General features: G+C 48.0%; 16 protein-coding genes. 3 read left to right on the plus strand and 13 right to left on the minus strand.

Going from position 1 to position 26,034, the window contains the following annotated elements; all coding sequences use genetic code 11:
• Positions 1-13: 13 nt before the first annotated feature.
• From V7S65_RS16240 to V7S65_RS16250, 3 genes are read right to left on the minus strand one after another with little or no spacing between them, the layout of a single operon-like run.
• Positions 14-3,088: a SusC/RagA family TonB-linked outer membrane protein gene (locus V7S65_RS16240; protein ID WP_079469121.1), complete on the minus strand. Its 3,075-nt coding sequence runs from the start codon at positions 3,086-3,088 to the stop codon at positions 14-16.
• Positions 3,089-3,130: 42 nt separating this feature from the next.
• Positions 3,131-4,033, minus strand: coding sequence for a carbohydrate kinase family protein (locus tag V7S65_RS16245; RefSeq protein WP_336387269.1), 903 nt, complete (start codon positions 4,031-4,033; stop codon positions 3,131-3,133).
• 11 nt (positions 4,034-4,044) lie between these two features.
• On the minus strand, positions 4,045-5,373 hold the full coding sequence (locus V7S65_RS16250) for a sugar porter family MFS transporter (protein WP_079469123.1): 1,329 nt from the start codon (positions 5,371-5,373) through the stop codon (positions 4,045-4,047).
• Positions 5,374-5,593: 220 nt separating this feature from the next.
• Here V7S65_RS16250 and V7S65_RS16255 point away from each other — a divergent pair, with 220 nt between their 5' ends.
• A complete protein-coding gene (locus tag V7S65_RS16255) occupies positions 5,594-8,359 on the plus strand; it encodes a hybrid sensor histidine kinase/response regulator transcription factor (protein WP_336387270.1) in 2,766 nt (921 codons plus the stop codon).
• A gap of 63 nt (positions 8,360-8,422) precedes the next feature.
• Here V7S65_RS16255 and V7S65_RS16260 read toward each other — a convergent pair whose 3' ends face one another.
• The 4 genes from V7S65_RS16260 to V7S65_RS16275 form a co-directional block, all read right to left on the minus strand.
• Positions 8,423-8,614 (minus strand): cold-shock protein, encoded by a 192-nt coding sequence (locus V7S65_RS16260; RefSeq protein ID WP_079469125.1) that lies wholly within the window; start codon positions 8,612-8,614, stop codon positions 8,423-8,425.
• 145 nt (positions 8,615-8,759) lie between these two features.
• Entirely contained in the window at positions 8,760-10,676 is a 1,917-nt protein-coding gene (locus tag V7S65_RS16265; RefSeq protein ID WP_336387271.1) for a SusD/RagB family nutrient-binding outer membrane lipoprotein, read from the minus strand.
• Between the two features lie 18 nt (positions 10,677-10,694).
• A complete protein-coding gene (locus tag V7S65_RS16270) occupies positions 10,695-13,805 on the minus strand; it encodes a SusC/RagA family TonB-linked outer membrane protein (protein WP_336387272.1) in 3,111 nt (1,036 codons plus the stop codon).
• 123 nt (positions 13,806-13,928) lie between these two features.
• Positions 13,929-15,113: an ROK family protein gene (locus V7S65_RS16275; protein ID WP_079469128.1), complete on the minus strand. Its 1,185-nt coding sequence runs from the start codon at positions 15,111-15,113 to the stop codon at positions 13,929-13,931.
• A gap of 315 nt (positions 15,114-15,428) precedes the next feature.
• Between V7S65_RS16275 and V7S65_RS16280 the strand changes: the two genes are divergently transcribed.
• Positions 15,429-15,626: a KTSC domain-containing protein gene (locus tag V7S65_RS16280; RefSeq protein WP_336387273.1), complete on the plus strand. Its 198-nt coding sequence runs from the start codon at positions 15,429-15,431 to the stop codon at positions 15,624-15,626.
• Positions 15,627-15,629: 3 nt separating this feature from the next.
• Here the strand turns inward: V7S65_RS16280 and V7S65_RS16285 are convergent, their stop codons facing one another.
• Positions 15,630-16,481, minus strand: a complete 852-nt coding sequence (locus V7S65_RS16285; protein ID WP_079469130.1) for an AraC family transcriptional regulator — start codon at positions 16,479-16,481, stop codon at positions 15,630-15,632.
• A 130-nt stretch (positions 16,482-16,611) separates the two neighbouring features.
• Here V7S65_RS16285 and V7S65_RS16290 point away from each other — a divergent pair, with 130 nt between their 5' ends.
• Positions 16,612-17,580, plus strand: a complete 969-nt coding sequence (locus tag V7S65_RS16290; RefSeq protein ID WP_336387274.1) for an NADP-dependent oxidoreductase — start codon at positions 16,612-16,614, stop codon at positions 17,578-17,580.
• Positions 17,581-17,611: 31 nt separating this feature from the next.
• Here the strand turns inward: V7S65_RS16290 and V7S65_RS16295 are convergent, their stop codons facing one another.
• The 5 genes from V7S65_RS16295 to V7S65_RS16315 form a co-directional block, all read right to left on the minus strand.
• Positions 17,612-18,748, minus strand: a complete 1,137-nt coding sequence (locus V7S65_RS16295; protein ID WP_336387275.1) for a TlpA disulfide reductase family protein — start codon at positions 18,746-18,748, stop codon at positions 17,612-17,614.
• Between the two features lie 20 nt (positions 18,749-18,768).
• Positions 18,769-20,283 carry a RagB/SusD family nutrient uptake outer membrane protein gene (locus V7S65_RS16300; protein WP_336387276.1) on the minus strand — a complete coding sequence of 505 codons (1,515 nt, stop codon included), beginning with the start codon at positions 20,281-20,283 and terminating at the stop codon, positions 18,769-18,771.
• 18 nt (positions 20,284-20,301) lie between these two features.
• Positions 20,302-23,763 (minus strand): SusC/RagA family TonB-linked outer membrane protein, encoded by a 3,462-nt coding sequence (locus tag V7S65_RS16305; RefSeq protein WP_336387277.1) that lies wholly within the window; start codon positions 23,761-23,763, stop codon positions 20,302-20,304.
• 341 nt (positions 23,764-24,104) lie between these two features.
• Positions 24,105-25,292 (minus strand): FecR family protein, encoded by a 1,188-nt coding sequence (locus V7S65_RS16310; protein ID WP_336387278.1) that lies wholly within the window; start codon positions 25,290-25,292, stop codon positions 24,105-24,107.
• A gap of 89 nt (positions 25,293-25,381) precedes the next feature.
• Positions 25,382-25,969 carry an RNA polymerase sigma factor gene (locus V7S65_RS16315; protein ID WP_079469135.1) on the minus strand — a complete coding sequence of 196 codons (588 nt, stop codon included), beginning with the start codon at positions 25,967-25,969 and terminating at the stop codon, positions 25,382-25,384.
• Positions 25,970-26,034: the final 65 nt, after the last annotated feature.

The following is a 26,034-nucleotide window of genomic DNA, read 5'->3' on the forward strand; positions in this document are numbered from 1 at the left end:
CTGTGTTGTGTGTTTAAAAAGACAGGTTTAAGCCGATCGTGCCAATCACCGGAATAGGATATGCGTTGTTGGGATTCTCCGGATCAGTGGCGGTAAAACCTTTGTTCTTTAACGTGAGCAGATTGCTGCCCTGCAGATATACCCGTGCTGTTTGCAAACGCTTGCTGAACAGGTGCTGGAAACTATATCCCAGTTGCAGGTTCCTGAGTTTGAGATAGGAACCTGATTCCAGGAAGTAGGTAGATGTCCGGTTTTCATTGTTACGGTCTACCAGTGTAAGCGCAGGAATGGAAGCGTTTGGATTTTGTGGTGTCCATGCATCCAGCGTACGTGCGCCCCAGTTAGTTCCGGGCCAGATGGAGGAGAAGTCGGTGTATGTTTTGTAAGTATTATATACCTGGATGCCTTGTATTCCCTGCAGGAAGAAGGTCAGATCAAAGTGTTTATACTCCAGTGTTACATTCAGTCCGTAGGTAAAATCAGGATCTCCCTTACCGATATAATCGCGGTCCTTGTCATCGATAACGCCGTCGCTGTTCAGGTCTTTATACCGGATGCGGCCCACGCCTTTCCCAATTTGTGTGGCATAGTCATCTACTTCTTTTTGCGAGCGGAATAATCCATCTGCCACGTACCCGAAGGTGGAATTAATAGAGTGGCCGAGAATGGTTTTATCCTGTCCGTTGCCGGGATAGGACGTAAGTACTTCCGGCGGCAGTTTGGTGATCTTATTGCGGTAAGTGGCTACGTTGCCGGTAACGGTGAGCGCCAGGCCAGGTGCAATGTTGCCGTTATACGACAGCAATACTTCCAGTCCCTTATTTTGCATAGAGGCGCCGTTCACGAATTTGGTGCCGCCTTCACCGATCACTGCGAGGTAAGCCGGGCTGATAAGGATGTCGGATGTCTTCTTAATAAAATAATCTACGGAACCGCTAAGGTGATTATTAAACAAGCCAAAATCTATTCCGGCGTTGGATTCCATCGTGCTTTCCCATTTCAGCGCAGGGTTGCCCTGCTGGATCAGTGTATATCCGGACGATAACTGCCCGGAGCCTGCGCCACCAAGATCATACGCGCTGCCGCTGTCGAAATCCCAGGTAGGATCTATACCATAAATAGCGGAGTATAAAGTATAGGTGGCGTTATTGGCAATTTCCTGGTTGCCCGATCTGCCCCAGCCATAGCGGAGTTTCAGGTCCGACAGGAAAGGCAGGTTTTGTTTGATGAAATTTTCTTCGCTCACGCGCCATCCGAGAGATACCGCGGGGAACATCCCGAAACGGTTTTCTTTACCAAAGCGGGAAGAGCCATCGCGGCGCAAGGTAACCGAAGCGAGGTATTTATTATCGTAAGAATAGTTTGCTTTACCAAAATAAGATAATAACGTATAGCCGCTACCGGTACCTCCGTTATCTTTATTGGAAGATCCTGCATTGAGGTAGGCATAGTCGATATTCTCCAACGCATACCCTTGTCTGCTGGCGTAAAAATTCTGCGCCATGTATTTAATCTGTTCTTCTCCCAACAGGAAATCGAACCGGTGCTTTTGCAGTGCTACGTTGTAAGTGAGCGTATTTTGCCATACCCAGTTACCATTATAATCCTGTGAGGTTTGGGAGAAGTTGGACGGATCAGAAAGGAACCCGGAAGTATACGATTTACGCAATGTACGCTGATAAGTACCATTGTAATCTATACCATAGCTGCTTTTGAAGTGAAGGTTGGGAATAATTTCTATGTCGGCATATACGTTACCGAATAAGCGCAGGAAATTACTTTTGTTCTGCCGGTTATCTTCAATAAGCCGAACGGGATTCTGCCTGTCGGTCATGCCGGGAGCAGGGCCGCCCCAGCCGCCATCAACGGTATGTACCGGCACTACCGGTTGTTGTACCAATGCTGCAAAAAGAATGTCGGTGGCAGGTACCAGCGCATCCCTGATATAGGTAGCAGACAGGTTCTCTCCTATTTTCAGCCGGCCTTTAAAAAAGGAATAATCCGTATTAAAGCGGGCAGTTATTTTCCGTTGCTGTGTTTCTTTTACGATGCCTTTGTTATTGTACATGCCAACCGAAAAATAGGAGTTCCCTCTTTCGTTGCCGTTGGCAATAGACACGTTGTAGGTTTGCAGCAGGGAAGTTTGTGCAATCTGGTCGTACCAGTAGGTATCGGCCGGCTTCATGGTTTTGGCGGCATCAATAAATTCCGGCAGGTTAATTTTGTTAAGCACGGGGTTGTTATAATCGCCGTTCCAGTCGTACTGATAAATCTGGTTGTTGTTGGGATCAGTACGGTCATTCACGGCAGCCTGCCAGTAGGCGCGGCCGCGGCCTTCCGTATTCAGTGTTTTTAATTTGGTACTGTAATCCTGCAAAGAGGCAGATACATCTGCAGTGATGCGGCTGTAGCCTTTCTTCGCTCTTTTGGTAGTAACAATGATTACGCCGTTTGCCGCGCGGGAACCATAGATGGTAGCAGCAGAAGCATCTTTTAATACCTGGATGGATTCAATATCATTCTGGTTCAGTTCCTGCAATCCTCTTTTGGTGGGGATACCATCAATTACATACAGCGGATCGTTGTTACCCAGGGTACCGATACCGCGGATACGCACCGTGGCATTGCTGTTGGGATCGCCGTTGGAGGTAATGAATACGCCGGGAACGCGGCCCTGCAGGGCTTTCACCGGGTTGCCGAGCGGAATGTCTTTTATTTCGCTCACATTCACTACAGATACAGCGCCGGTAAGATCGGCCTTTTTCTGTGTCTGGTAACCGGTTACGATTACCTGGTTCAAGTCGGTGGCATTATCTTCCATTTCTACGGACATATTGCCTTCGGCAGCTTTTAACGACATAGGCTTCATGCCTATATAAGAGAAGTTGAGCACTTCCCCCACGGCAGCCGGCAGTGTGAATTGCCCGCTGCCATTGGTAATGGTGTTCCTGTTGCCCGCCTGTACGGTTACACCGGGCAAAGGTGTTCTGTTTTGTTTACTGACAACGGTACCGGTGATGTTCCGTTGCTGTGCAATGGCGAAGAGGCCGAACAGCAACATCGGTAATAAGTAAAACAACTTTTTCATAATGGAATTTGTGAAATGGTGGTGTGGAAATGTAATAATTGGCTAAGTGTGCTGTGGTATTTTCATCAGGCTGTATATCTCGGATGGATCATATTGCGGACAGCCACCGGGGCGCGATGCCACCAGTGCGCCCAGTGCATTGGCATACGCCAGGCTCCAGGCAGGGGAACGTTGTTGCAGCCGGCATACGAGGAAGCCGGCCAGGAAAGCATCGCCGCTGCCAATGGTATCTGCTACTATCACGGACTGGCCTTCCTGGTAATAAAAAGCCCCGTCGATGTACCCCATGCAGCCTTTGCTTCCCAGGGTGACAACTATAGTAGGGATGTTAAATCGGGAAGACAATGCCCGTACCTGTTCTTCGTGCGTCGGCCAGGTACCGTACCAGGCGCTGATCAGCTCCAGTTCTGCGATGTTCAGCTTCAGCAGGTCGCAGCTGCTCATGAGCCATTCCAGTGTTTCGCGGGAGTACCAGGGCGCACGCAGGTTGATGTCCAGCACTTTTATGGCGGTTGACTGCAATGCTTTACGGAGCGTATTCCGGGAGATCTCATGCCTTGCCATCAAACTGCCAAAAACAATATACTGCAGGTCATCTCCCGTTAATAAAGCCTCCAGGGAAGCATTCCAGGCAATATGATCCCAGGCCACGGGGTACAGGATATCATACTGCATATCGTTATGCGCGTCCATCCAGGCATTTACTTTGCCGGTGGCGTAGTTAGTATTCGTTTGTACGTAAGCGGTAGAGAGCTGCATGTTGTTCATGAGTTGCAGCAGCCTCGTGCCATGATCATCTGTACCTGTGGCCGATACCATCGCAACGGACTGCGACAGTTTCTGCAAGTGATACGCTACGTTCATGGGTGCGCCGCCCGGCAATTCCTGATCCGGTAAGATGTCCCACAATATTTCCCCGAGGCAGGCGATGTTATACTTTGTCATAAAATGTTTGTTTAATGCATGACCATTGTCATTTCAATTTCTTCCAGGGTTTGTCCTTTTGTTTCCGGCATCCAGCGCCATACAAAAAGCAGTTGCAATACCATCATCACACAGAAGAAGGCGAAAATGTGACCACCGCCGATGTGGCTGGCCAGCCAGGGAAAGGTAAAAGCGATAAGAGCGGCCATGATCCAGTGAGTGAAACTGCCCAGCGTTTGACCTTTGGCGCGTACGGCATTTGGAAATATCTCTGAGATAAATACCCATATCACAGCGCCCTGCGAGAAGGCAAAGAAGGCCATGTATACCAGCAGATAAGAGATCACGGCAATACCGCCGGTATGCATATAAAAGGAAATGGCGGTGAGGCCGAGTGTAGCGATAAGGCCAACCGTGCCTATCAGCATGAGCTGCCGGCGGCCGATGCGGTCGATAAACCGTATAGCCGTTAACGTAAAAATGAAGTTCACGATGCCCAGTCCGACTGTAGAGAGCAAAGAAGACGCTGTACCCAAACCGGACATTTCAAAAATACGCGGCGCATAATAAATGATAGCGTTGATACCGGATACCTGGTTGAAAATGGCAAACAATACCGCCAGCACTACCGGAGTGCGGTACTTCCCGGAGAACAGCCGTTCCTTTGGCGCGCCAATGCTTTGGTGCCTCGACTGCCGGATGGTGGCGATATCGTCCGCATAACCGGCGGGGTTGATGATTTGCAGGGTTTTAATGGCGGCGGCTTCCTTTTTGCCGTGCAGCAGCAACCAGCGCGGACTTTCCGGTACCCAGCGGAGCAGCAACAGGAACAGGGCCGCAGGGAATGCCTGGATGCCCAGCATCAGGCGCCAGGAGTTTTCACCGCCATATCCGCCAATGAAATAGTTGGATAAATAAGACACCAGGATGCCAAAAACCACGTTAAACTGGAATAAAGCGACCATTCGGCCACGATAAGAAGCTGGTGACACCTCTGAAATATATACCGGTGCCGTTACAGATGAAGCGCCTACACCGAGGCCACCTATAAAACGGCATACGAGGAAAAAGTACCAGTTGGTTGCCATCGCCGTACCTACTGCCGACACCAGGTATACCAGCGCTACCAGCAGCAGGGTAGCACGGCGCCCCAGTTTATCCGAAGGCGTGCTGCCTCCCAATGCGCCAAACACCGTTCCTATTAATGCAATGGATACGGTGAATCCATGTTGTACTTCCGTTAAATGCCAGTATTGCTGAATATGTTGCTCCGCACCAGAGATGACAGCGGTATCAAAACCGAAAAGAAAACCGCCAAGTGCTACCACAAAAGCCCAGAAGAAAACAATCTTGTTGTTCATAACGTAGAAATAAGTTTTGATCGATAGGTCAAACCTACTCCTTTGAAAAAGGCTGCTGTTATCGTATAGCACCGCTTTCTTTCGAAATTATAACAAAGGGTATAAAACAGAATAATATCTTGATAAATAATATTTTATACATTAAGATGGATATATTTCAGGGAGATCTCTTTCAATTTTGTATCATTGTTTTTAGAAATAAAACCAAAAACATTCCCACTTGCCAGCAGTATTAAAACGATATCTCTGTTTAATAATTCTTCCACTGTTGATGTATGCCGCAGGATGCCGGCCGGAAACAGGACCGAAATACCGGATCGGGTTTTCGCAGTGTACCGGCAACGACGACTGGCGCCGGAACATGCTCACAGAAATGAAGCGGGAACTTTTCTATCATCCGGAGATGCAGCTGCTGTACCGTGATGCAGAAAGTGACAGCAAACGGCAGGTACAGCAGATCCAGGAACTGCTGGCGGAGAAAATAGACATCCTGGTGGTATCGCCCAATGAGGCAGCGCCACTGGCGCCGGTAATTGCAGCTGCCTATGGCAAAGGCATCCCGGTGATCATCCTGGACCGTAAGGCTGCCACCGACTCGTTCACCGCTTACATCGGGGGCGACAACTACAACATCGGCAAACTGGCAGCGGAATATATTGCCGCCCGGCTGAATGGCCACGGGCGTATTATAGAGGTGACAGGGCTTCGTGGCTCTTCTCCCACTGTGGAAAGACACCAGGGGTTCCGGGATGCCCTTGCGCACTACCCCGGCCTGAAAGTGATAGCCACCCTCGAAGGCAGCTGGGTGGCCGAAAAAACTCGGGAAGCCGCCGCCCGCAACGACTCCGCCGTGCAACAGGCAGATGTGATCTTTGCACAGAACGACGTAATGGCGTATAGCATGTACCGTTATTGCCGGGAAAAGGGCCTCACACATACCCGGTTTATTGGCGTGGATGCCTCTCCCTACCCCGACGCCGGCATCGACCTCGTATCGCGCCACGTACTGAGCGCCTCGCTGCTGTATCCCAGCGGCGGCAAAGAAGCCATCAGCATGGCCGCGGACATCCTCGCCGGAAAAAAGGTGCCCCGCAATACATTACTCCAAACCGTACTGATCGACAGCAGCAATGTAAAGCTGATGCGGTTACAGATAGATAAGATACAGGCCCAGCACCAGGAAATAGAAAAACAGCAATCGTTGCTGCAGGAGCAGCTATCACTGTACCAGGATCAGCAACACCTGCTGCGGATAGTGGTTACCACGCTGGGCATCGCCTTCCTGCTCGGTATTGTGCTGATCTTTATTTTGCGCACCAACCGCCGTATCAACCAGCAACTGAAACAGCAACGGGATGAAATCCTCCAGCAACGGGATCGGCTGGTAGAAATGACCGCCCGTGCGCAGGAAGCCACAGAGGCCAAGTTTACGTTCTTCACTAACTTGTCGCACGAATTCCGTACCCCCTTAACCCTCATACAGGCGCCACTGGAAAACCTGATGGGCAGCAGGCAGCTCTCCTCTCCGCAAAAGCAACAGCTGGAGCTGATGCGCAGAAATGTGATCCACCTGATGCGGCTGGTGAACCAGTTGCTGGAGTTCCGCCGGATTGAAAGCGGCAAGCTGCAGCTGAAAGTATCTGAAAATGACCTGCCCGCCTTTATGCTGGATATTATGGAAGCATATAAAGGCATCGCGGTTAAAAAACATATCGATTTCCGGCTTATCAGCCGGCAACCCGGCATTAAAGCCTGGTTTGATCAGCACCTGTTTGACCGGGTACTGTATAACCTGCTGTCCAACGCTTTCAAATTTACGAGCGACTACGGCAAGGTGCATATATACCTGGAACAGGCCACAACCGGGCAGGAAGCAGTAATACGTATTGAAGACGACGGCAGCGGCATGGATGAAAATACCCTGGCCCATGCTTTTGAATTGTTTTACCAGAGCCGGAACAACGAGCATAAAGGCACCGGTATCGGGCTGGCGCTCACCCGTGAAATTATTTCCCTGCATCACGGCAGCATCACTGTAAAAAGCAGCAAAGGCGCCGGCACCACTTTCAGTATCACCCTGCCGGGTACCTCCGCCCCCTTTGCACCGGAAGAAATTCAGCAGGAAGATGAACACATGAATGTGATCAATCACTCCCTGCATAGCTATACCGATGACCTCAACGACACGCCCGCGGAAGAATTGCCACTGACGGTACAGGCACATCCGCATTCCGTGCTGCTGATTGAAGACCACCCCGATCTGAATCATTTCCTGGCCGATTTCCTCAGCGGGCAGTATGAAGTGTTTCATGCCGGCAACGGCGCCGACGGGCTGAAACTGGCCTTTGAGCATGTGCCGGACCTCATCCTTTGTGATATTATGATGCCGGGCATGGATGGGATCCAGGTGTTGGAAACACTAAAAAAGGATATCCGTACCTCCCATATCCCGGTAATCCTGCTGAGCGCCAACAGCAGCGAGGAACAACGCATAAAAGGTATGCAACACAATGCAGACGCCTATATCAGTAAACCTTTCCACCTGAAATACCTGGCGGAAAGCATCAGCAGCATGCTCAATAACCGGGCTTTACTGAAAGATCACTATATCGCGGAACCCGAAACACGGGTACACAGCACCCAGTCCAGCAAACCAGACCGTAAATTTGTGAATGACTTTACCGCCATTGTGGAGGCCAACCTCGGCAACGACCAGTTTGGAGTAGAGGATATCTGCCAGCAGCTGGCTATTTCAAAAATGCAGCTGTACCGCAAAGTGAAGCAATTGCTGAACTGTAATGTAAACGACTATATCCTGGATGCACGGGTAAAAAAGGGCAGGTACCTGCTGGTGAATTCAACGCTATCGGTAGCGGAAATAGCCTATGAGTGCGGCTTTTCCTCCCCTGCTTACTTTTCCACCGTGTTTAAGGCGCGCACCCAGCAAACGCCCAAAGCCTTCCGTGACAAGAAAAGCGAAGGCTGACCTATATGCATAAAAAAAGGGCTGATCTGCTGATCAGCCCCTCCAGAAATAAGATATGTAAACTTAGATAACTTTTACGTTAACTGCATTCAGACCTTTTTTACCATTTTCAACTTCATACGTTACGGTGTCATTCTCACGAAGTTCGCCAGTAGTACCGGAAATATGAACGAAAATATCCTGTCCACCATTTGATGGGGTAATGAAACCAAATCCTTTGGATTCATTGAAAAATTTAACTGTACCTTGTTGCATTATATTGTATTTGCTCACAAGGTAGACTTATATATCCGTATCACCTAAAGAGTTTTTTTCCGGGCCGTGGTCCGGCTTGCTTTAAAGGCAAGAGCTGACCGGTTTTACAGTCGGTCAGCTCTTTTTAATATAAGTGAACAGCAAACTATTGCTTAATAGCCCACCATAATGGTGTTAAAACTTCATCGCCGCCACCTGACAATGCAGCTACAGCCTGCTCATACCCTCTGGCATTGGTATTCTTCAGGGAAGAAGGATACTTGATTCGTTGCGGGAAGAATTTCACATTGCTGGTCATGTAAGTGGAAGCGTTAAGCGTTGGTAATGTTGCCAATGCGTCTTCCACCGTTGGATTTTCGAAAAATGGTAAACCTAATCTGCGTTTATCATTCCATCCTTCCAGCGGTAACCACGGAACCTGTGCGATATATTTTTGAGTGATGATCTTTGTTATGAGATCGTTTTTAACAGCTCCGTTTTTATAAAGATTATTCACCGGGTACTTAATAGCTATGGTGCCTGGAGTTCCGGTATAGCCATTCTTAAAGTTCATGGCATGTGTGGCTGGTGGCTCTGCGGTGTGATCCCAGCTTACTGAAGTTCCTGTCATATTATAGGCAGTAGAAGCCAGGTAGGTGCCCAGAAAACCGGACACACCCCAATACTCAAAGCTCTGAGAGATTGCTTTCTCATAAGCTGCCTTACCGGACAGTGGTACATTCCATCCTCTCACGGCGGCCTCCGCTATCAGGAAGTTGGTTTCCCATGCAGCAAAGAAGATGCGTTTATTCAGGCTGTTTCTGAACTGCTGTCCCAAACGCGGTGCTGCACCAGGGAAGGCACGCCATTGGTTTTTTGTTCCTTTGGCTCCCCATGCACCGGCATTGGAACCATTCCAGGTAAATTTACCATCCAGTGTTTTTACAGTTGCACCAGCGCCATCTACCAGGTTACGCGCAGTCGTTTCCCATGTTGGCTGGTCGTAAGAAGGGTACTTACTAAAGTTGGGATTTGTAAAATCCCCTGCCAGAATAAAAGTTTTATAGGCGCGTGGGTCAATTGTTTCCGGCAACCCATCGAACCAGAAGCCGGCAAACGGATCATTGGTCATGGTAGAGAAATGATCAGTTAACTGTAATCCGGCCCAATCAGCAGGCTTAATATAAGATTGAAAAGTTGCCCCCAACTGGTCTGCCGTTTTCACGCTACCTAAACCGGTATAAATATTTTCCAGTGTAGTAGACAGGATCTGGGAATTCCATTCGCGGCTCATTACACCTGAGAGCGCGTCCCATCCTGGCTTCTCTGCTACCTGGAAAGTAGCATCGGCGTCGGTAATAAGATCACCACCGACTGCTGCTTCAAATTCGGCTTTTGCTTTAGCCGGATCCACTTCAGATAAACGCATTGCCAACCGGAGGCGCATGGAATTTGCATAACGTTTCCACTTTGCGAAATCATATCCATAGGCAGGGTCCAGTACTTTCAGGTCATCTGAAGGAACAATTGCAGTATTTAATTTGGAGCTGGCATCTTTCAGTTCATCCAATAAAAAATAGTACACTTCTTTTACGCCGGCAAAATCCGGGTTTGAACCTTTGAAACCGTTGATAGGAATCGGACCAAAGTTATCGGACAGTTCACTCATCAGGTATGCCCTCCAAATACGGGCTACCTGTTTCAGATTATCGGTGTAAGGTTTAATATCGCCGGTCTTTATCCTTTCATCAGCAAACTGGATCGCAGTATTGATATTACTAAGCCAACCAGCGCTGTAACGATAATATTCGGTACTCCAGCCATCATCTACTGCGCCTGAAGACAAGCCTCCACTCAAATGTTGGCGGCTAGCGGTTTTCCAGTACAACACAAATGAGCGCTCCGCAATATTCGGATCCATCTGTGCGCCAATAATAGAGCTGTTAATAAGGTATTCCAACTGCACCTGGCTATCGTCCGCTTCTTTCGGGTTTGTATTGATCTCTTCGAATTTATTACAGGCAGACATCAGCATCACAAAGGCAGCCAATGCCCAGCTTGATTTTATGAGTATCTTTTTCATTTCTAATGCAATTAAATGTTAAAAACTAACGCTCAGATTCACCAGGAAGGTACGGGTAGTAGGAGGCGCACCGTTTTCAAAACCGGTAGCGTTTGTACCTACTGCAAAAACTGATTCCGGATCAAGCCCGTCCATGTGGCTGGAAATAAGCCAAACATTGTTACAGGATACACCCACCTTGGCTGACTGAACTGGTAATTTGCCCAATACTTTTTTAGACAGATTATAGCTCAGCTGAACATTTCTCAGGCGGATATTGGAGGCATCGTACATATTCAATTCAGAGATACCGAGGTTACTAACGTCTGTGTTTACAGCTCTCCAGTATTGCTGGGTGGTAATTGATTTGGTATTAGGTGTGTAGCCTCCGTTACCATCAGGTATAACTCCACTTACAACCATGTCATTCCTTTCGCCGTTAGGGGCAGTTTTCGCGGAAGTACCACTTCTCTGCATCATGGATTGGGTTACTGAGAACATATCTCCGCCGATGCGTGCATCAATCAGGAAAGCAAGACTAAAGTTTTTGAAACCAAAACTATTCGTAACACCGATCAGCGCTTTTGATTGCTGATTACCCAAACGAACGTTTTGTTCGCCACGTTGTGGGCGCCCCTCAGCCGTTAACAGTAACTGACCGTAGTACTGACTCTTGGGATCAGTAACCCGGAGGAATTTACTGCCGTAAATTTCACCATAAAGTTCACCAGTGATGGCCATAACTGAAATATCATCAAAGCCGCCAAGGCGGTAGTTATTCACATTATCTTTACTGTTGATATCAACGATCAGGTTCCTGTTCATGGAAAGGTTAGCAGAGATATTCCAGATCAGGCTTTTCGGGTTCTGCAGGATCTTAGCATCTGCCATGATCTCGAAACCACTGTTCTGGATATTGCCTGCATTGATTTTCTTAAACTCATATCCGCTGGCAGGATCCATTGGCAAATCTATCAGCTGCCGGGTTGCATTGGATTTATAATATGTGAAATCCAGTCCGAAACGGTTTTCCACAAACCGCAATTCAGTTCCCACTTCAAATGACTTGATTAACTCGCTGCGCACAGATGGGTCAAATAAAGTTTTACCTCTCGAAGCAGTGGTGTTACCATTAGGATCACGATCAATAAGATAAGTATTATACACCTGGTAAGGTTTCAAACCATTACCTACCGCAGCATAGGAAGCCCTTACTTTACCGTAGCTTAACCACTGTGGCAGTGTTTTAAACTGTTCGGTAAACAGGTAAGAGAGACTCACAGAAGGATAAATAAACGACCGATTTTCTTTACTCAGGGTAGAAGTCCAGTCATTCCGGAGTGTTGCATCCAGGAATAGGAATCCATCCCAGTTAATTCCTGCTGTACCATACAGAGAATTAATAGCCTGTTGGGACATTTCATCCGTATTGGTTACTGTTCCTTTCACATTTTTGATAAGGAACAGGTTAGGCACAACCAGGTTGGCTGCACTGTTACCCACCCGGGAAGTTTCCTGGCGCATGAGGTTCCCCCCTACACTGATGTTACCGCTTAATTTGCCGATCAGATTATCTTTCCTGGCAGTGATCAATGTGCTGTAGTTTACTTCTGAAAAAGAATATTTTCCATTGCTGTAGCTACCGTTTGTAGCAAGTGGACTACCTGCGTAAACTTTTGTTTCTGTATTGGTATTATAAAGATCAGCCCCTGCCTTCACTTCTGCATTCAACCAGTCTGTAAACTGGTATTTTATGCTACCATTCATGATAAAGCGGTTACGGATATCTTCATTCAGATTATAAAGGCTCGACCAATATGGATTAACCTGGTTACCGATGCCATACCAGTACATGTCACCAAATTCAGTTTTTGGATTCTTAAACTGTGTGATATCCATAGAAACGGGCATGGTGTACAGGAGGTTAGAATAGTTTCTGCTATTCACCCCGGTGGTTGGCCTGTTCCTGGCATTGGAATTAGAGTACTGTACTTTGAAATCTGTGGATAATCTTTCTGATTCTCCGTATTTCGTTGTTACCCTTGTGGTGAGATTCAACCTGGAAAGTTTGGTACCGGGAATCAGGCTGTTATCATTCATGTAGTTCAGGGAAGTATACACAGAAGTTTTATCCAGCTGTTGCTGAAAGGAGATATTCTCGTTGTGATTCACACCTGTCTTATAGAAGCTTCCGAGGTTATCATAAGCACGAAGCGGCTCTGATTTGCCTTGCCAGTTAGGTAAGCTCTGGCCCGCAATTTTTGGTCCCCAGCTGTTTCCATCAATCGGATTAAAAATGTTATCAGAACCCTGTGCGAAAGTATTCTGCATTTCAGGGTTGGTGAAAATACTTTCGAATCCAAGCGTAGAAGAAACAGTAAGTCCCAGACCTTTTGATTTCTTACCAGTTTTGGTGGTAATCAATATTACACCATCACCCGCGCGGCTTCCATACAATGCAGCAGCAGCAGGCCCTTTCAATACAGACATGCTGGCAATATCATTGGCATTCAGATCAGCCAAACCATTACCCATGTCCATACCAGGATTCCACATATCATTGTTCTCTGCTCCGATAAAGTTATCGATAGGGATACCGTCTACAACAATCAGCGGTTGATTTTTACCGGTTAAAGAAGTGTTACCACGCAGGTTAATTTTTGAGGATCCTGCAGGGCCTGTACTGGAACGGATTACCTGCAAACCTGCTACTACGCCGGTTAATGCGTTGGTAATATTGGTTTCATGCGCATCCACCAGCGTCGTGCTTTTTACTTCCTGCATAGAATAACCGAGTGATTTCTTCTGCCGGGAAATGCCTAATGCAGTTACTACTACCTCGTTTAAACCTTTGGATGCATCTTCCATTGCAAGGTTGAGATTAGCAGTTGCAGGTACTTCAAGTGTGGTAAATCCTACGCTGGAAATAACCAGTACTGCACCTGGATTTACCTGGAGCTTAAAAGCCCCTTTTTCATTGGTTGTTGCGCCATTGGTTGTACCCTTTTCAATGACTGTTGCATAGATTACGGGAGCGCCGGAAGCGTCTTTCAGGGTACCGGATACCCATTTTTTTTCCTGTGCGGAAACGCTTTGATAGCACGTAGCCACTAAACATGTTAGCAGCAGGAAGCCTAGCCACCTTTTCATTAGTGTGAATTTAGATGAAGATGAATAATCAAGGCATAGTTTCTCTGATGGCATGGGAAGCCCGCATGCTGCAGGTAGTTACTGCCTCATTTTTGATTGATACAAGTGAACGTTTTTGCTTTACTACAGTTGGCCTTTATCGAGGTGTTCCATAACAAGTGCTGCAGCGCCAAGTCTTTCCGCCGCATACCCCAGAGGCGAGATTATTATTTCAATATTTTCAGCAATTTTTGGTATACAATGTTCATTTAACGCATGCTGTACAGGTGCCAGCCATAATTTTCCGGCCAATGTTCCTCTCCCGCTTAAGATGATCAGGTTAGGATTCAACAAGTGAATAAGGATAGCGATCCCGCGTCCGATGTGATAACCTGCCTGTGATAATAATTCCACCGCGTAGTTATCTCCTTTCAACGCTGCATCCATAATTTTTCTAAACGTGTTGTCGCGGTTGTCCATCGACAAATCTTTCATAACGGTAGTTCTTCCTTCATTGATACCTGCCACTGCTTTTTCCGCAATCACTGATAGTGATGTTTCCGTTTCCAGGCATCCCATCTTTCCACAGCTGCAGATCTTATTGTTAGTGAAGAGCGGGATGTGCGAGAACTCTCCGGCAAACCCGTTTTCTCCCCTGAAAAGATCACCGTTCAGCACCATCCCCAAACCAATACCCCAGCCTATATTAATAACCAGTGCATTTTGCCTGTTGCGGGCTGCTCCCAGCTTCCATTCTGCCAGCGCAATTAAACTGGAGTCATTGTCAATGATAACCGGTACGCCGGTAAGCGCTTCGAGGTATTCATTGATGCTGCCGTATTGCCTGTCGAAAAAAGAATAGTTGATGCCCTTTGTTACATCTACAAAACCCGGCATTCCGATGCCAATACCCGCAAACTTTTCCACAGGTATTCCTGAATGATCAATAAATGTTTTCAGTTCCTGGCCCAGTTGTGCAATGGCATCCGGATGCGCTGATAAGTCCAGCGACACCTGGAGTTCTTCTCCCACGATCCTGTTCTGCATATCCAGTATGCTGATACTGGTTACAAACTGGTCCATCGCTACCGATAAAATGTACATGTAGTCCGGCTTCACAGAGTACATCTGCGGGCGCCGGCCGCCGGTGGAAATGGCATACCCCGATTCCAGCACCAAACCACTTTTCACGAGTTCATTCAAGGCTTTGGTGGTATGCGGAAGACTCCTGCCGGTGAGCAGCGTGAGATCAGCACAGGACAATTCCTTGTTAAAGTACAGGTGTTTTAATAACGTTTTCTTGAATATTTCCTGGCGATCAGACACCATTTAGATGATTGTTTGCTTACAGTTTTAAATCTACATCAATTTGGTACAAGTGAACAACATTATCAGCGAAATGTTGATTCAAGGTAGGCAAACTTCTTTAAATTTTACAATAACTTCTATGAAAATTTTAATTAGTTGGATATAATTATCCAAATTATGCAAGAACTTATTAAGTTAATGTTAATTTTCCATCAGAAAAAAGCAAAATAATTCCAGGTGCTGTAAAATGACAAACGTTTGCATTTTAATTACCGGGAGCCGCCGGAACCCATCCAGTGATGAACGCACCGGTATGATAATTGAACCGGCCCCGGTATGCCTTCATCTGTGATAGCCCATATGATATATAGCGCAGGCACGCGTACACTCCGGATCATATTCGTATCAGGAATGGTATATGATTATAAAGACATGCCCGAAGCGGTATACTTAGCTATGAAGTCGTCCGGCTCAAAGGGCATCTATCTCAACAAACACATCAAAGGACATTATGATTTTGAAAAAGTCAGATAACCATCAGGCGGCGCCGTGCATAGCCTGCCTCCGGATATCACTCATCCCCTTCTGGTAAAACCGTTTCATCATTTTATTCAGGTGACTGCTGTCGGTGAAGCCAAGATCCCACGCAATTTCCTTAAAGGACAGGTCGGTGTACAATGCCTTTGCCTCGGCCAGTTTTAATTTGGAACGGAGTACAAACTCCTGGTAGGTTTCACCGGCGTTCCGTTTGAAATACTCACTGAAATAAGTAGCGGAGATATTGAAACGCTGACATAAATAAGACAACGTAATTTTTTCTTCGTCGAGCAGATGGAACTGGATATGCAGCAGCACTTCCGCGAACCGTTTGCCTTCCACTCCCTGCTCCCCGGGCAATACCATCGCCACATTGCGGGCTATCAGTTCCAGCACCGCCACCATCAGCCCCTGCATAATGCGCCGCGAATGATTGTCGGAACGCTGCTGCTCATACATCAGCAACTCCAGTAAACGGATGAGATGCTGTTTATCATTCTCCCCGCTGATCAGCTCCCCTGCTTTGCGGTTATAATTCCCAATAATGAAATTGAGCCGGCAGAACCATTTCCCGAAATCTATCACGCAGTCCTGTTCTCCCGAAAAAAAACTGGCATTGAACTGAATAAACAGGAAAGTAGTGGGCTGGTCTATCCGGTAGGTATGACAGTCGGAAGACGGCAACAGGAAAATACTTCCTTTGCTGTAACGGGAACGGGTATACTCTACCTGCTGTTCCCCGCTGCCTTCGAGGATATACACCAGCTCAAAAAAGTTGTTCCTGCGGTTACGTTTTTCCCAGCGCTCCAGGGTGGTAACGCTGATGCTAAATGGGTCGTGCACCTTTTCCATACTGTAAATGTAAGTAATAAACTGCCGCTGCGTAAGGGGCATCCCATCCTGTTACTGCTGTTTCCTTTTACAGTACGGGTATAACGGCAGGCGGCTGACTAGCTTTGCTTTCATAAAAAATGGAGATCACATGAAAGCAATTATTTTAGAGAGACTGGATAAAAACGCCCCCCTCACCATTTCACACACTGCCATACCTGCTATTGCTGCAGACGAAGTACTCATTGAAACCAAAGCGATTGGTATTAACCCGGTAGATTATAAAACACTGGAAGACTATACCACTCCCGACGGATTACGCGCCAGCTGGGCGCCCGCACTGGACGGTATTTCACCGCTGATCCTGGGATCAGATGTTGCCGGCGTGGTAACGGCTGTGGGCAGCGCTGTCACCAAATTCAATACAGGTGACGAAGTATTCGGGATGATAAAGATGCCGGGGCATGGCCGCGTATTCGCGGACTACGTTGCGGCGCCGGCTATCCATCTCGCTAAAAAACCGGTCAACATATCCTTTACAGAAGCAGCGGCAGCAACACTCGCCGCTATTACGGCATGGCAAAACCTGCATACACATTACCAGACAAAAGAAGGCGACCGTGTGCTCGTCACTGCACCGGCCGGCGGCGTAGGACATTATGCAGTGCAAATGGCCAAAGCGGCAGGCGCCCATGTAATAGCAGTAACTACCGCCGCTAATGCCGACTGGGTACGTCAGCTGGGGGCAGACGACATCATCGATTATAACCACTTCAATTTTGAAGAGGCCGGCAGCCTGCAACTGAACCTGGTACTGGACATCGGCGGAAGATTCCCGGCTGCTCTCTATGAAAAACATTTTGCTCCCGGCGCTGCCCTGTTCTTCCTGCCGCATGGCCTGCCGGCAGCCACCACCCAATACTATCAATCAAAGGGTTTTGATGTGCGCTTCACCGGCGTTACCTCCGATGAAAAAGCCATTGATGCTATCGCCGGATTGCTGCAATCAGGAAAAATAAAATCCTACATCGGTAAAGTATTCCCGTTTGAACAGATGCGCGCCGCCTTCGATGAAATGAAAAAGGGTACTACGAAAGGAAAGATCGTAGTAACCCTTTAACCAATAACGGCCGGGATTAACCCGGCTGTTATTAATGCGGCAGTATTTCTGCCAGTTTTTTATCCAGGTCTTCCCCGCGCAGGTTCTTAGCCACTATTTTCCCGGTGGGGTCCAGCAGGAAATTTTGCGGTACCGCGCGAACACCGTACAATTTCGCTACTTCATTCTCCCAGTATTTCAGATCAGATACATGCGTCCAGGTGAGTTGATCGGTGTGAATGGCTTTCAGCCAGGCATCGTGCCCGTTGGCCTGATCCAGCGATACGCCCAGGATGGTGAAGGACTGATCTTTATATTTATTAAAGGCTGCCACCACATGCGGATTTTCTGCACGGCAGGGACCACACCAGCTGGCCCAGAAATCAACCAATACATATTTGCCGCGGAAATCGGTGAGGTTTACCGGTTTGCCCAATGTATCATTTTGTGTAAACACCGGTGCGGTAGCGCCAACAGCAGTTTGTTTCCAGCCATTGATCAGCGCTGCTACTTCTTTTCCTTTTTTGCTTTCCTTCACAGCAGCAGATAAAGTATTGAAAACCGTTTCCAGTTCAGCAGGATTGTCAGGAATGCTGCCGGCACTGCTTTGCAGGGCATCCAGGCTTACCGGTGATTTAGGATTTTCTTTTATAAACGCCTGGTATATTTTCTTCTCTTCTTCGCGGATGGCCTTACTTTTTTCATCGTAAGATTTACGGAATTCCGGCGATTTACGGGTTTCTTCCTTAGCGGCAATGTAATCTTCCGTAAGCTGATCCCTTTGTGCAGCCGTGGCTTTCAGCTTTGCCTGCAGGCGCTGCTGATCGTCGTTGAGACGGGAACCTTTGATGGCGGCGTTGTATACGGAATCTTTGCCGCTAACGATAATGGTGCCTTTTTCAAGATATACCTGTAACAGATCTGATTTATAAGACATGATATTGGTAGGCGGGCCATGACGCAATACCAGCGAGGCTTTCACCGGGTCGCCCACTTTGCCTTTAAATTCAAATACGCCCTGCTGCAACGCGGCAGAATCTCTCACGGTAGTGCCATTGGCCCGGTAAGTGAGAAACAGTTTGGCAGGAGCATCCAATGTCCCTATTTTCCCTTTCAGCACGTAGGTGCCGTCCTGGGCCAGCAGTGCGGCAGGGAATAAAGCCAGCATTGATACTAAGATGTGTTTCATGTGGTTTTTAATTTTATGATTTAAAATGGTCTTCCATCCAACGGTATATTCCATTGCGGGTTAAACTTCAATATCACGTTGGAGATGGTTAAAATAAAATCTTTCGAATCCACGGTTCCTTCGTGTGTTTCCGTGCCTATCTTATGTTGTATTTTGGGCTTGCACCAGGGCTTGCCGGTTTCGAGGCAAAGTCTTTTCAGGTCCAGGAAACGTTTGAATGAACCCAGGGGCAGCTCTCTTCTTCTTTCATCGAGCACCTGCTGGATCACTTCATCTTTGGTACCTACCGGAAGCGTGGGCGTACCGGTTTTGTAGCGGTAGCGGCGCAGGGTATTAAGGTCGTCGATGGCAACGGCCAGCTGATTGGTGCGGGCATATCCTTCCGCACGCATCAGCAGCAGTTCCGGGTAACTGAACCCGGCAGTCATGTTGGTTTTGGAACCGCGATAATACTGGATACGGTTACCGTCGTCATACACCACATTATTGTAGGTAGTTTTATAACCTGGCGCTGTTAAAAAGAAATATTTAAACCTCAGGTCATTGGCCTGGTCATACAACGCAATCACTTCATCGGAAGGATAGCTGGAAGAAGACCTGCCAGCGCCGGCATCGAGGTTGCGGTACAACAGGTTTTCGCGGCTGTTGGCGGCGCTCAGGAAGTTATCCGGTCCTTTAATGGTGCTGTTGATAAGGTTGGTTGGGTCCGTCCACGAAAAGCTGTTGTAGTCATAGATCAGTTTATCGGTGCCGCCTTTGCTGGCTGCCGTCCACGCGAGATTGGCATAATACACCACGCTGTCGTACTTCTGTGTAAACAGGTGATAGTACGCCAGCAATGCATGCGCCGCCGTTTTATTCGGACGGGAAGGCCAGTTGGTTACTTCCGGCATGTCCGGCAAAGCGGTGAGCACATCGTTCTGTACCTGTGCAAAGGCTTGTTCCTGTGTGGACAGATCCGGCAACGGCGCGCCCATATCAGCGCTGGTTACATAAGGAATGGTTTTGGTATCGTTGGGAGAACCGGGCTTATATACAGGTCCGTATACCAGGGTGGTAATAAAGTACGACCATGCCCTGTTTACCAACGCCTGCGCCACTACCGTTTTGGCATATTGCTGATTTTCTGTACTGAGATTGGGAATAGCCCGTACGCCATCAATCACGTTGTTAAAATAAGCCATAGAGCGGTAAGTGCCCCAGTCCCAGAAATAATCCGATGTAGACGGATTTTTGTAAGGCTGCCTGAAAACATACGCCCAATAGCGGTCGATGTTAGGATGGTTGTTGGCCTTATAATTAATATTACCAATCCCATCGGAAAGCGACAGGTTATCTGTTAAGTAACCGAGGTTACAACCAGTGTTATTGTCAATAAACACCCATTGTGCAATGTTGCTGTTATCCAGCAGGTGATCAAAGTCTGCCACCTCTGAAGGGATCAGTTTTCCTTTTGGTTTTACATCCAGGAATTTTGTGCAGGAGCTGATACTTCCTGCCATGATAATAACCAGTATGAGTATACGCTGTTTCATGATCGCCGTAATTAATTGTTAAAGACTGAATGATAACCCTACATAGAATTCCGGCCGTAGCGACAGGGAAGAAAATCCTTGTTCCGTAAATGCGCCGGTGCCGCCGGACAGGTTCAGTTCCGATGTTTCAGGATCGCGGTGATCGCTGTTGGCGGTAATCATGAACAGGTTCCTTGTCTGGAAATAAATCCGGGTACTGGTGAAGCCGATACGTTTCAGCAGCTGCGGATTCAGATCGTAGGTTAATGTTACATCCCGGAGCTTCATGTAGCTGGCGCTTTCTATCAGAATATCTGAATAAGGGAAATAGAACATATCCATATTCCAGCTGCTGAGTTTCGGATAAATGGTTTTGGCTTCATCACCCGGTTGCTTCCATCTTTCCGATACATGTTTATTCAGGATATTAGATCCGCTAAAGGCATCTCTCCTTAACACATTTCCCAGTTTTGCAATAAGCATAAAAGACAAATCGAAACGCTGTACGCGGAAGGAGTTGGTTAAGCTGATCGCATATTTCGGACGCAGGGTACCGCTGTAAATCAGGTCGCCTACCGCCACATTGCCACCGCCACTTTTTTCTCCTTTGGCCGTGTAAAACTGCGACACACCGTTGTTATCCAGGCCGGCATACTTGTAGCTGTACAGGGCATCCAGCGGATCACCGGCTTTTTTGATAGCGCCACTGGTGATGGTAGAAGGATACTGGTAGGTAACATTGTAGGTAACTACCGTGTTCTTGTTGTAGCTGAAATTGAGGAAGGTATTCCAAACGAAATCACGTTTACGTAATACATCCGCATTCAGGGAGATTTCATAGCCTGTATTTCTTACTTCCCCGATATTCTTTACCAGGGAACTAAAGCCACGGGTAGGATCAATGGCGTCAGATGCCAGCAGGTCACTGCTGTTACGCAGGTAATAATCTGCGGTTACATTGATCCGCCTGTTCAGCAGGGAGATATCCACACCAAAGTTGGTGCTTTTTGTTTTTTCCCAACGGAGCGAGTTATTTGGTGGTGAAGAGATACTGTAAGATACATCTCCGGTATAATTGGAATAACTGCCAGGGGTAATGATCAGGAAAGGCCCTGAGTTCAGGGAAATATTTCCGTTGATACCATAAGATGCCCGCAGGTCCAGGCGATCGATCAATGGTACCTGGAAGAATTTTTCCTCTGCCAGTTTATAGGTGCCGCCGGCCGACCACAATGGTTTGTAGCGGTAACGCGGATCGGTGCCAAAGAAATTGGTTTGATCCAGCCGGATACTTCCGCTGAGAATAAAGCGGTTATTATACTCATAGGAACCGTTGGCATACCAGGAAACAAAACGGTTATCCTGGAAAGCATAACTGCCTAAACTGGCGGTAGGTCTGCTGGTGCCCAGCATATCAGCATTATAGGAACCGGCATTATAATCGGCATAGTTAAAAGTAGAAAACGTACCTGCCTGATCGTTATATCCAAAGCGGGTTGGCAGGGCATTGTTATCCGCTGTGTTCCGGCTTATTTCATTACCGGCAATAGCACTTACACGATGTTTGGTGGCAATTACCCGGTTGAAGTTCAGCTGTGTGCGGAACATGTAACTCTGGTTGAAGTTGCGGGCTTCATTCACCACTGCACCATCGGGAATATAATGTTTGGAACCATTGGAGATGGAGGTATTATCATCGTACCAGAGCCGCACCCGGTAAGACATTTTATCGTACAGTGAGCGGGTTTGTGCATCGCCGCGGCTCCAGGTACCACCTGCTTCTACGTTTAACCCGTCGAAGATTTTTACATTCACGCTGCCGCCCAACCGGATCTGTAACGCCTTTGTGTTATAGGTTTCCAGTCCCAGGTCATCCAGCGGATTGTAGTACAGTGGTTTCAACCCGGTTAAGGCTGCATACCGGTCTTCCTTCTTCTGGTTTTTAGAAGGCACATTCAGTGTTTCCCCTGTGGCCGGGTCTACCAGCAGGTTATACGGCTGTACCAAAGATGTGTTGGTAAACGCCAGCATATCCTGCCAGCCACGTACCGGCGAAGCGGAGGTGGCGTAGTTCACATTGGAGAACAGGCGGATGTTCACACCTTTGCGTGGCTGCCAGTCGTTTTTCACATCAAAGATGAGGCGGTTGTCTGAATTCCGGACCGTGTTATTCTGATTGGATATATATCTTACCGCGGCGTTGAGCATACTTTTTTCGCTGCCGCCGGATAAAGAAATATTGTGTTGCTGCGTGAACTGGTTCCTGAAATAATATTTCTCCATCTGCGCCAGTCCGTCGTTTTTCTTCAGCACATCCAGCTCGGCGTTCACATCTTTTTCGTTCATCCATCCCTGTGATTTGGCGATCATCAGGTAGTTGACACGGGAAGTGCTGCCATAGTTATTATAGGTAGTGAGGTAGCTGTTAGGGTCCTGGTTATAGAGTTCTATTTCCGCATCCACGTAATCGGCGGATGAGGCCCTGTTGAGGTTCGACAGATCCGGTTTCAGCGTGATGCCGGTAGATCCTTTGTACTCCACCTGCAACGCGCCTTTTCTGCCGGAGCGGGTAGCAATTACGATCACGCCATTGGAAGAGCGGGCGCCGTAAATGGAAGCGGCTACCGCATCTTTTAACACGGTGATCGATTCTATATTATCGATATTGAGAGATTCCAGTCCTGCGCTGGAAGGGTACCCATCAATTACCAACAGCGGTGCGCTGGCGGCAGTGCCCAGCAAGGTAGACACGCCACGGATTTCCAGGTTGCCTTCTTTGGTGAGTACCACGCCGGTGGCTTGTCCTTCGAGGGCCGACTTTACATCCGGCTTCAGTTTAGCACGGAGGCGATAGGGATCGATCACGGAAAACGAGCCGGTGGCCCTTTCGCGGGAAATGGTCTGGTAGCCGGTGTTCACCACATCGATGCCGGTGAGTTTATTATTGGATGGCTTCAGCTGTATGCTGATGACGCCACTTTTACCCACTACGAGTTCCTGTTTTTCATAGCCAACATAAGAGAACGACAGCACGGCATTTTCATCTCTCACCACAACGGTATATTCTCCGTTGTTATTGGTTTGTGTGCCTTTGGCTGTGCCTTTCACCACTACAGAAACGCCGGGCAGCGGAACACCGTTTTCATCGGTAATGCGGCCAGTGATCACTATCTGCGCCGGAGCAGCAGGCAGTTCCGGTGTGCGCGGCAGGATGCGGGTAACCGTAATGGTTTTGTCTTCGATGGCATACTCCAGGTTCTGCCCCATCAGCGAGGCATGCAGTAATTCCTGGATAGTAGCATTTTTCATATCCAGCGTAACGGGGCGGGAACTTTGCAGTGCATCGTAGTTATAAAAAACGATGTACCCCGTTTGCCGGTTGATAGTGTTAAAGACCGTTGATAACGGTGTGTTTCTGACAGACAGTGTTACGCGTTGTGCAGTGCTTTTTGCGCTGACCTGCAGCATGCCTGCCATTAGTAATAAAGCAGATAACCTCATGATCCTCCAAATTTTGGTTGGCAGATTATTTTTTTTCATTGTACCGGCAAATACCGGTGTGTAAGATCTGCATTGGTGGTGATGCTTTCCGGAAGTGTTGATGTGGTGATGATCAGGCCTGCGGACAAGGGAATACGATCCCTCTTCTCTGTTTTGGAACAAAGCAGTTAAAATCATACATTTGATTTCGGTGATAAAAATGAGTTTACACGAATAATTTATTGCCTGTAACCAGTGATGTTTGCCCATCACTGGTTTTTTAATGGCGCTGGTTTTAGTTGATCCTGATTACTTCTAATACAATAGCTGGTCAGATTTAAGTGTTAAAAAATATGGCTTGTTTACGATCGTAATACGGTTATTTTTCTTCCTTCTATTTTAAACAGTACTCCATTCTTTTCCAGGATTTTCAGGATACCCGACAGCGGGAGGCTGCGCTGCATACCACCACCAAAGCGCATTTGAGGCGGCGTGCCCTCATACACTACTTCTATATCATACCAGCGTTCCAGCTGCCGCATCACGGTGGTAATGTCGGCGCGGTCGAAGATAAAAAAGCCGTTCTTCCAGGCTACGGCTTCCTGCACATCAGCGCCTGTTACCGTGATGTTGTTATTGTTGCTGATGCGTGCCTGTTGTCCGGGCAGCAGTTTCTTTATGGTACCGTTACGGCCTACGTTTACGGCGCCTTCCAGCAGGGTTACCGCCAGGGCGCTTTCATTGGTGTAAGCCATGATATTAAAATGAGTGCCCAGCACCGTGATATCGGCGCCGTTGGCCTTTACCAGGAAAGGTTTTCCGGATAGTGGCGCTACTTCAAAATACCCTTCGCCGGTGAGTTCCACTGTTCTGTTGCTACCTGTAAAGGCTGTGGGGAAATGCAGGGAGCTGGCCGCATTGAGCCATACCCGTGTGCCATCCGGCAGGGTAAGCTGGTATTGTCCGCCGCGGGGCGTGCTTAATGTATTGTAAGTAACCGGGGCGGTGGCGCCGGTGGCATGGTACAGCACCTGTCCGTTTTGCAGTTTGATGATGCTGGTACTGCCTTGTTTGCCGAGTGTATCATTTTTGGCTTCGTCGAGTACAATGCGGGAGCCATCTGCCAGGGTAAGCATGGCTTTATTGCCGCCGGGGGCGATATCGTTCTTATAACGCTGTGCGAGTGCAGGAGTGGGTTTTACGGATGCTACCGGCCGGAACAGGAAATATAAACCGGTGGCGAACAGCAGGCCGGCCACAACGGCGGCAGCCCACCAGAAGCGGTACACTGTTTTCACGGGTTGTGCTGTTTCCACAAAGGGAGTGGTAAGATCTGCGCCGGTAATACTTTGCAGTAAAGCGGTGCGGGCGGCTGTATCCGGCGTTGCTGTATCAGCAGGGGCCTGCCACATCAGATCCGTGAGCGCGGCCATGAGTATTTCCATATTGCCGTCATCTTCCAGCAATGTGTACAACTCTTCCTGCTCTGCGGCGGTTTCGTTCCCGGAAAGCCGCTGCTGCAATAAATATATAACCCTTTGCTCCTGCATGCGTAAAAAGAAAACCGGGATTTAAACGGCTCCCCGGTATTAAGAATAGGCTGACGACATAAAGGACCTATCTGTTTAAAAATATTTTTTTACTTACAGATAAAGATCAGGTAAACAAGCGGGATGGCATGCCCGTTGCGGCGCAGGTGTTCCCTTATGGCTTTCAGGGAAAATACCAGTGCATTTTTTACGGAGCTGGGCGACAAATCCAGTTCAGTGGCTATTTCCGGGATCTTCATGCCCCGGTTGCGGCTCATCTGGTAAATACGCCGGCGTTGCGGCGACAGTAACATCACGGCTTCCTCAATAATAGTATGCAATTCTTTTAAGGTAAGCCGCCTGGTAGCGGTGTCGGTTTCGTCGGCTGTTGCCGCTACTGTTCCGCGCAACCGGTATTCAGTAGCTTCTTTCTTCAGGTAAGTGTAGCATTCGTTGGCGGCTACTTTATAAAGCCAGGCTTTCGGATGATCGATGTCCGCAAGCTTGTCGCGGCTAAGCCATACCCGCAGGAAAGTAGCCTGGATCACTTCTTTGGCGTTTTCGGGCGACTTCACCATTTTCCGGATAAATGGCTCCAGCGTTGTCAGGGAAGTATTGAAGAGGATACCAAATGCCGCTTCATCGCCCTCAGAAATGCGCTGAAACAGTGATTTGTCAATATAGATATTATCGTGCATTATCGTTGCAGAATACGCTGATGGTTGATAAGGTTGGTGGTATCGCCACTAAAGTAATGAAAATT

The organism is Chitinophaga sp. CCNWYY40, assembly GCF_037483205.1.
Lineage (GTDB): Bacteria > Bacteroidota > Bacteroidia > Chitinophagales > Chitinophagaceae > Chitinophaga > Chitinophaga ginsengisegetis.

What these genes read in the sequence shown, in the direction of transcription:
- V7S65_RS16240 (WP_079469121.1), bottom strand. Translation starts at nt 3,088, where the DNA reads ATGAAAAAGTTGTTTTACTTATTACCGATGTTGCTGTTCGGCCTCTTC.
- V7S65_RS16245 (WP_336387269.1), bottom strand. Translation starts at nt 4,033, where the DNA reads ATGACAAAGTATAACATCGCCTGCCTCGGGGAAATATTGTGGGACATC.
- V7S65_RS16250 (WP_079469123.1), bottom strand. Translation starts at nt 5,373, where the DNA reads ATGAACAACAAGATTGTTTTCTTCTGGGCTTTTGTGGTAGCACTTGGC.
- V7S65_RS16260 (WP_079469125.1), bottom strand. Translation starts at nt 8,614, where the DNA reads ATGCAACAAGGTACAGTTAAATTTTTCAATGAATCCAAAGGATTTGGT.
- V7S65_RS16265 (WP_336387271.1), bottom strand. Translation starts at nt 10,676, where the DNA reads ATGAAAAAGATACTCATAAAATCAAGCTGGGCATTGGCTGCCTTTGTG.
- V7S65_RS16270 (WP_336387272.1), bottom strand. Translation starts at nt 13,805, where the DNA reads ATGAAAAGGTGGCTAGGCTTCCTGCTGCTAACATGTTTAGTGGCTACG.
- V7S65_RS16275 (WP_079469128.1), bottom strand. Translation starts at nt 15,113, where the DNA reads ATGGTGTCTGATCGCCAGGAAATATTCAAGAAAACGTTATTAAAACAC.
- V7S65_RS16280 (WP_336387273.1), top strand. Translation starts at nt 15,429, where the DNA reads ATGCCTTCATCTGTGATAGCCCATATGATATATAGCGCAGGCACGCGT.
- V7S65_RS16285 (WP_079469130.1), bottom strand. Translation starts at nt 16,481, where the DNA reads ATGGAAAAGGTGCACGACCCATTTAGCATCAGCGTTACCACCCTGGAG.
- V7S65_RS16290 (WP_336387274.1), top strand. Translation starts at nt 16,612, where the DNA reads ATGAAAGCAATTATTTTAGAGAGACTGGATAAAAACGCCCCCCTCACC.
- V7S65_RS16295 (WP_336387275.1), bottom strand. Translation starts at nt 18,748, where the DNA reads ATGAAACACATCTTAGTATCAATGCTGGCTTTATTCCCTGCCGCACTG.
- V7S65_RS16300 (WP_336387276.1), bottom strand. Translation starts at nt 20,283, where the DNA reads ATGAAACAGCGTATACTCATACTGGTTATTATCATGGCAGGAAGTATC.
- V7S65_RS16305 (WP_336387277.1), bottom strand. Translation starts at nt 23,763, where the DNA reads ATGAGGTTATCTGCTTTATTACTAATGGCAGGCATGCTGCAGGTCAGC.
- V7S65_RS16310 (WP_336387278.1), bottom strand. Translation starts at nt 25,292, where the DNA reads ATGCAGGAGCAAAGGGTTATATATTTATTGCAGCAGCGGCTTTCCGGG.
- V7S65_RS16315 (WP_079469135.1), bottom strand. Translation starts at nt 25,969, where the DNA reads ATGCACGATAATATCTATATTGACAAATCACTGTTTCAGCGCATTTCT.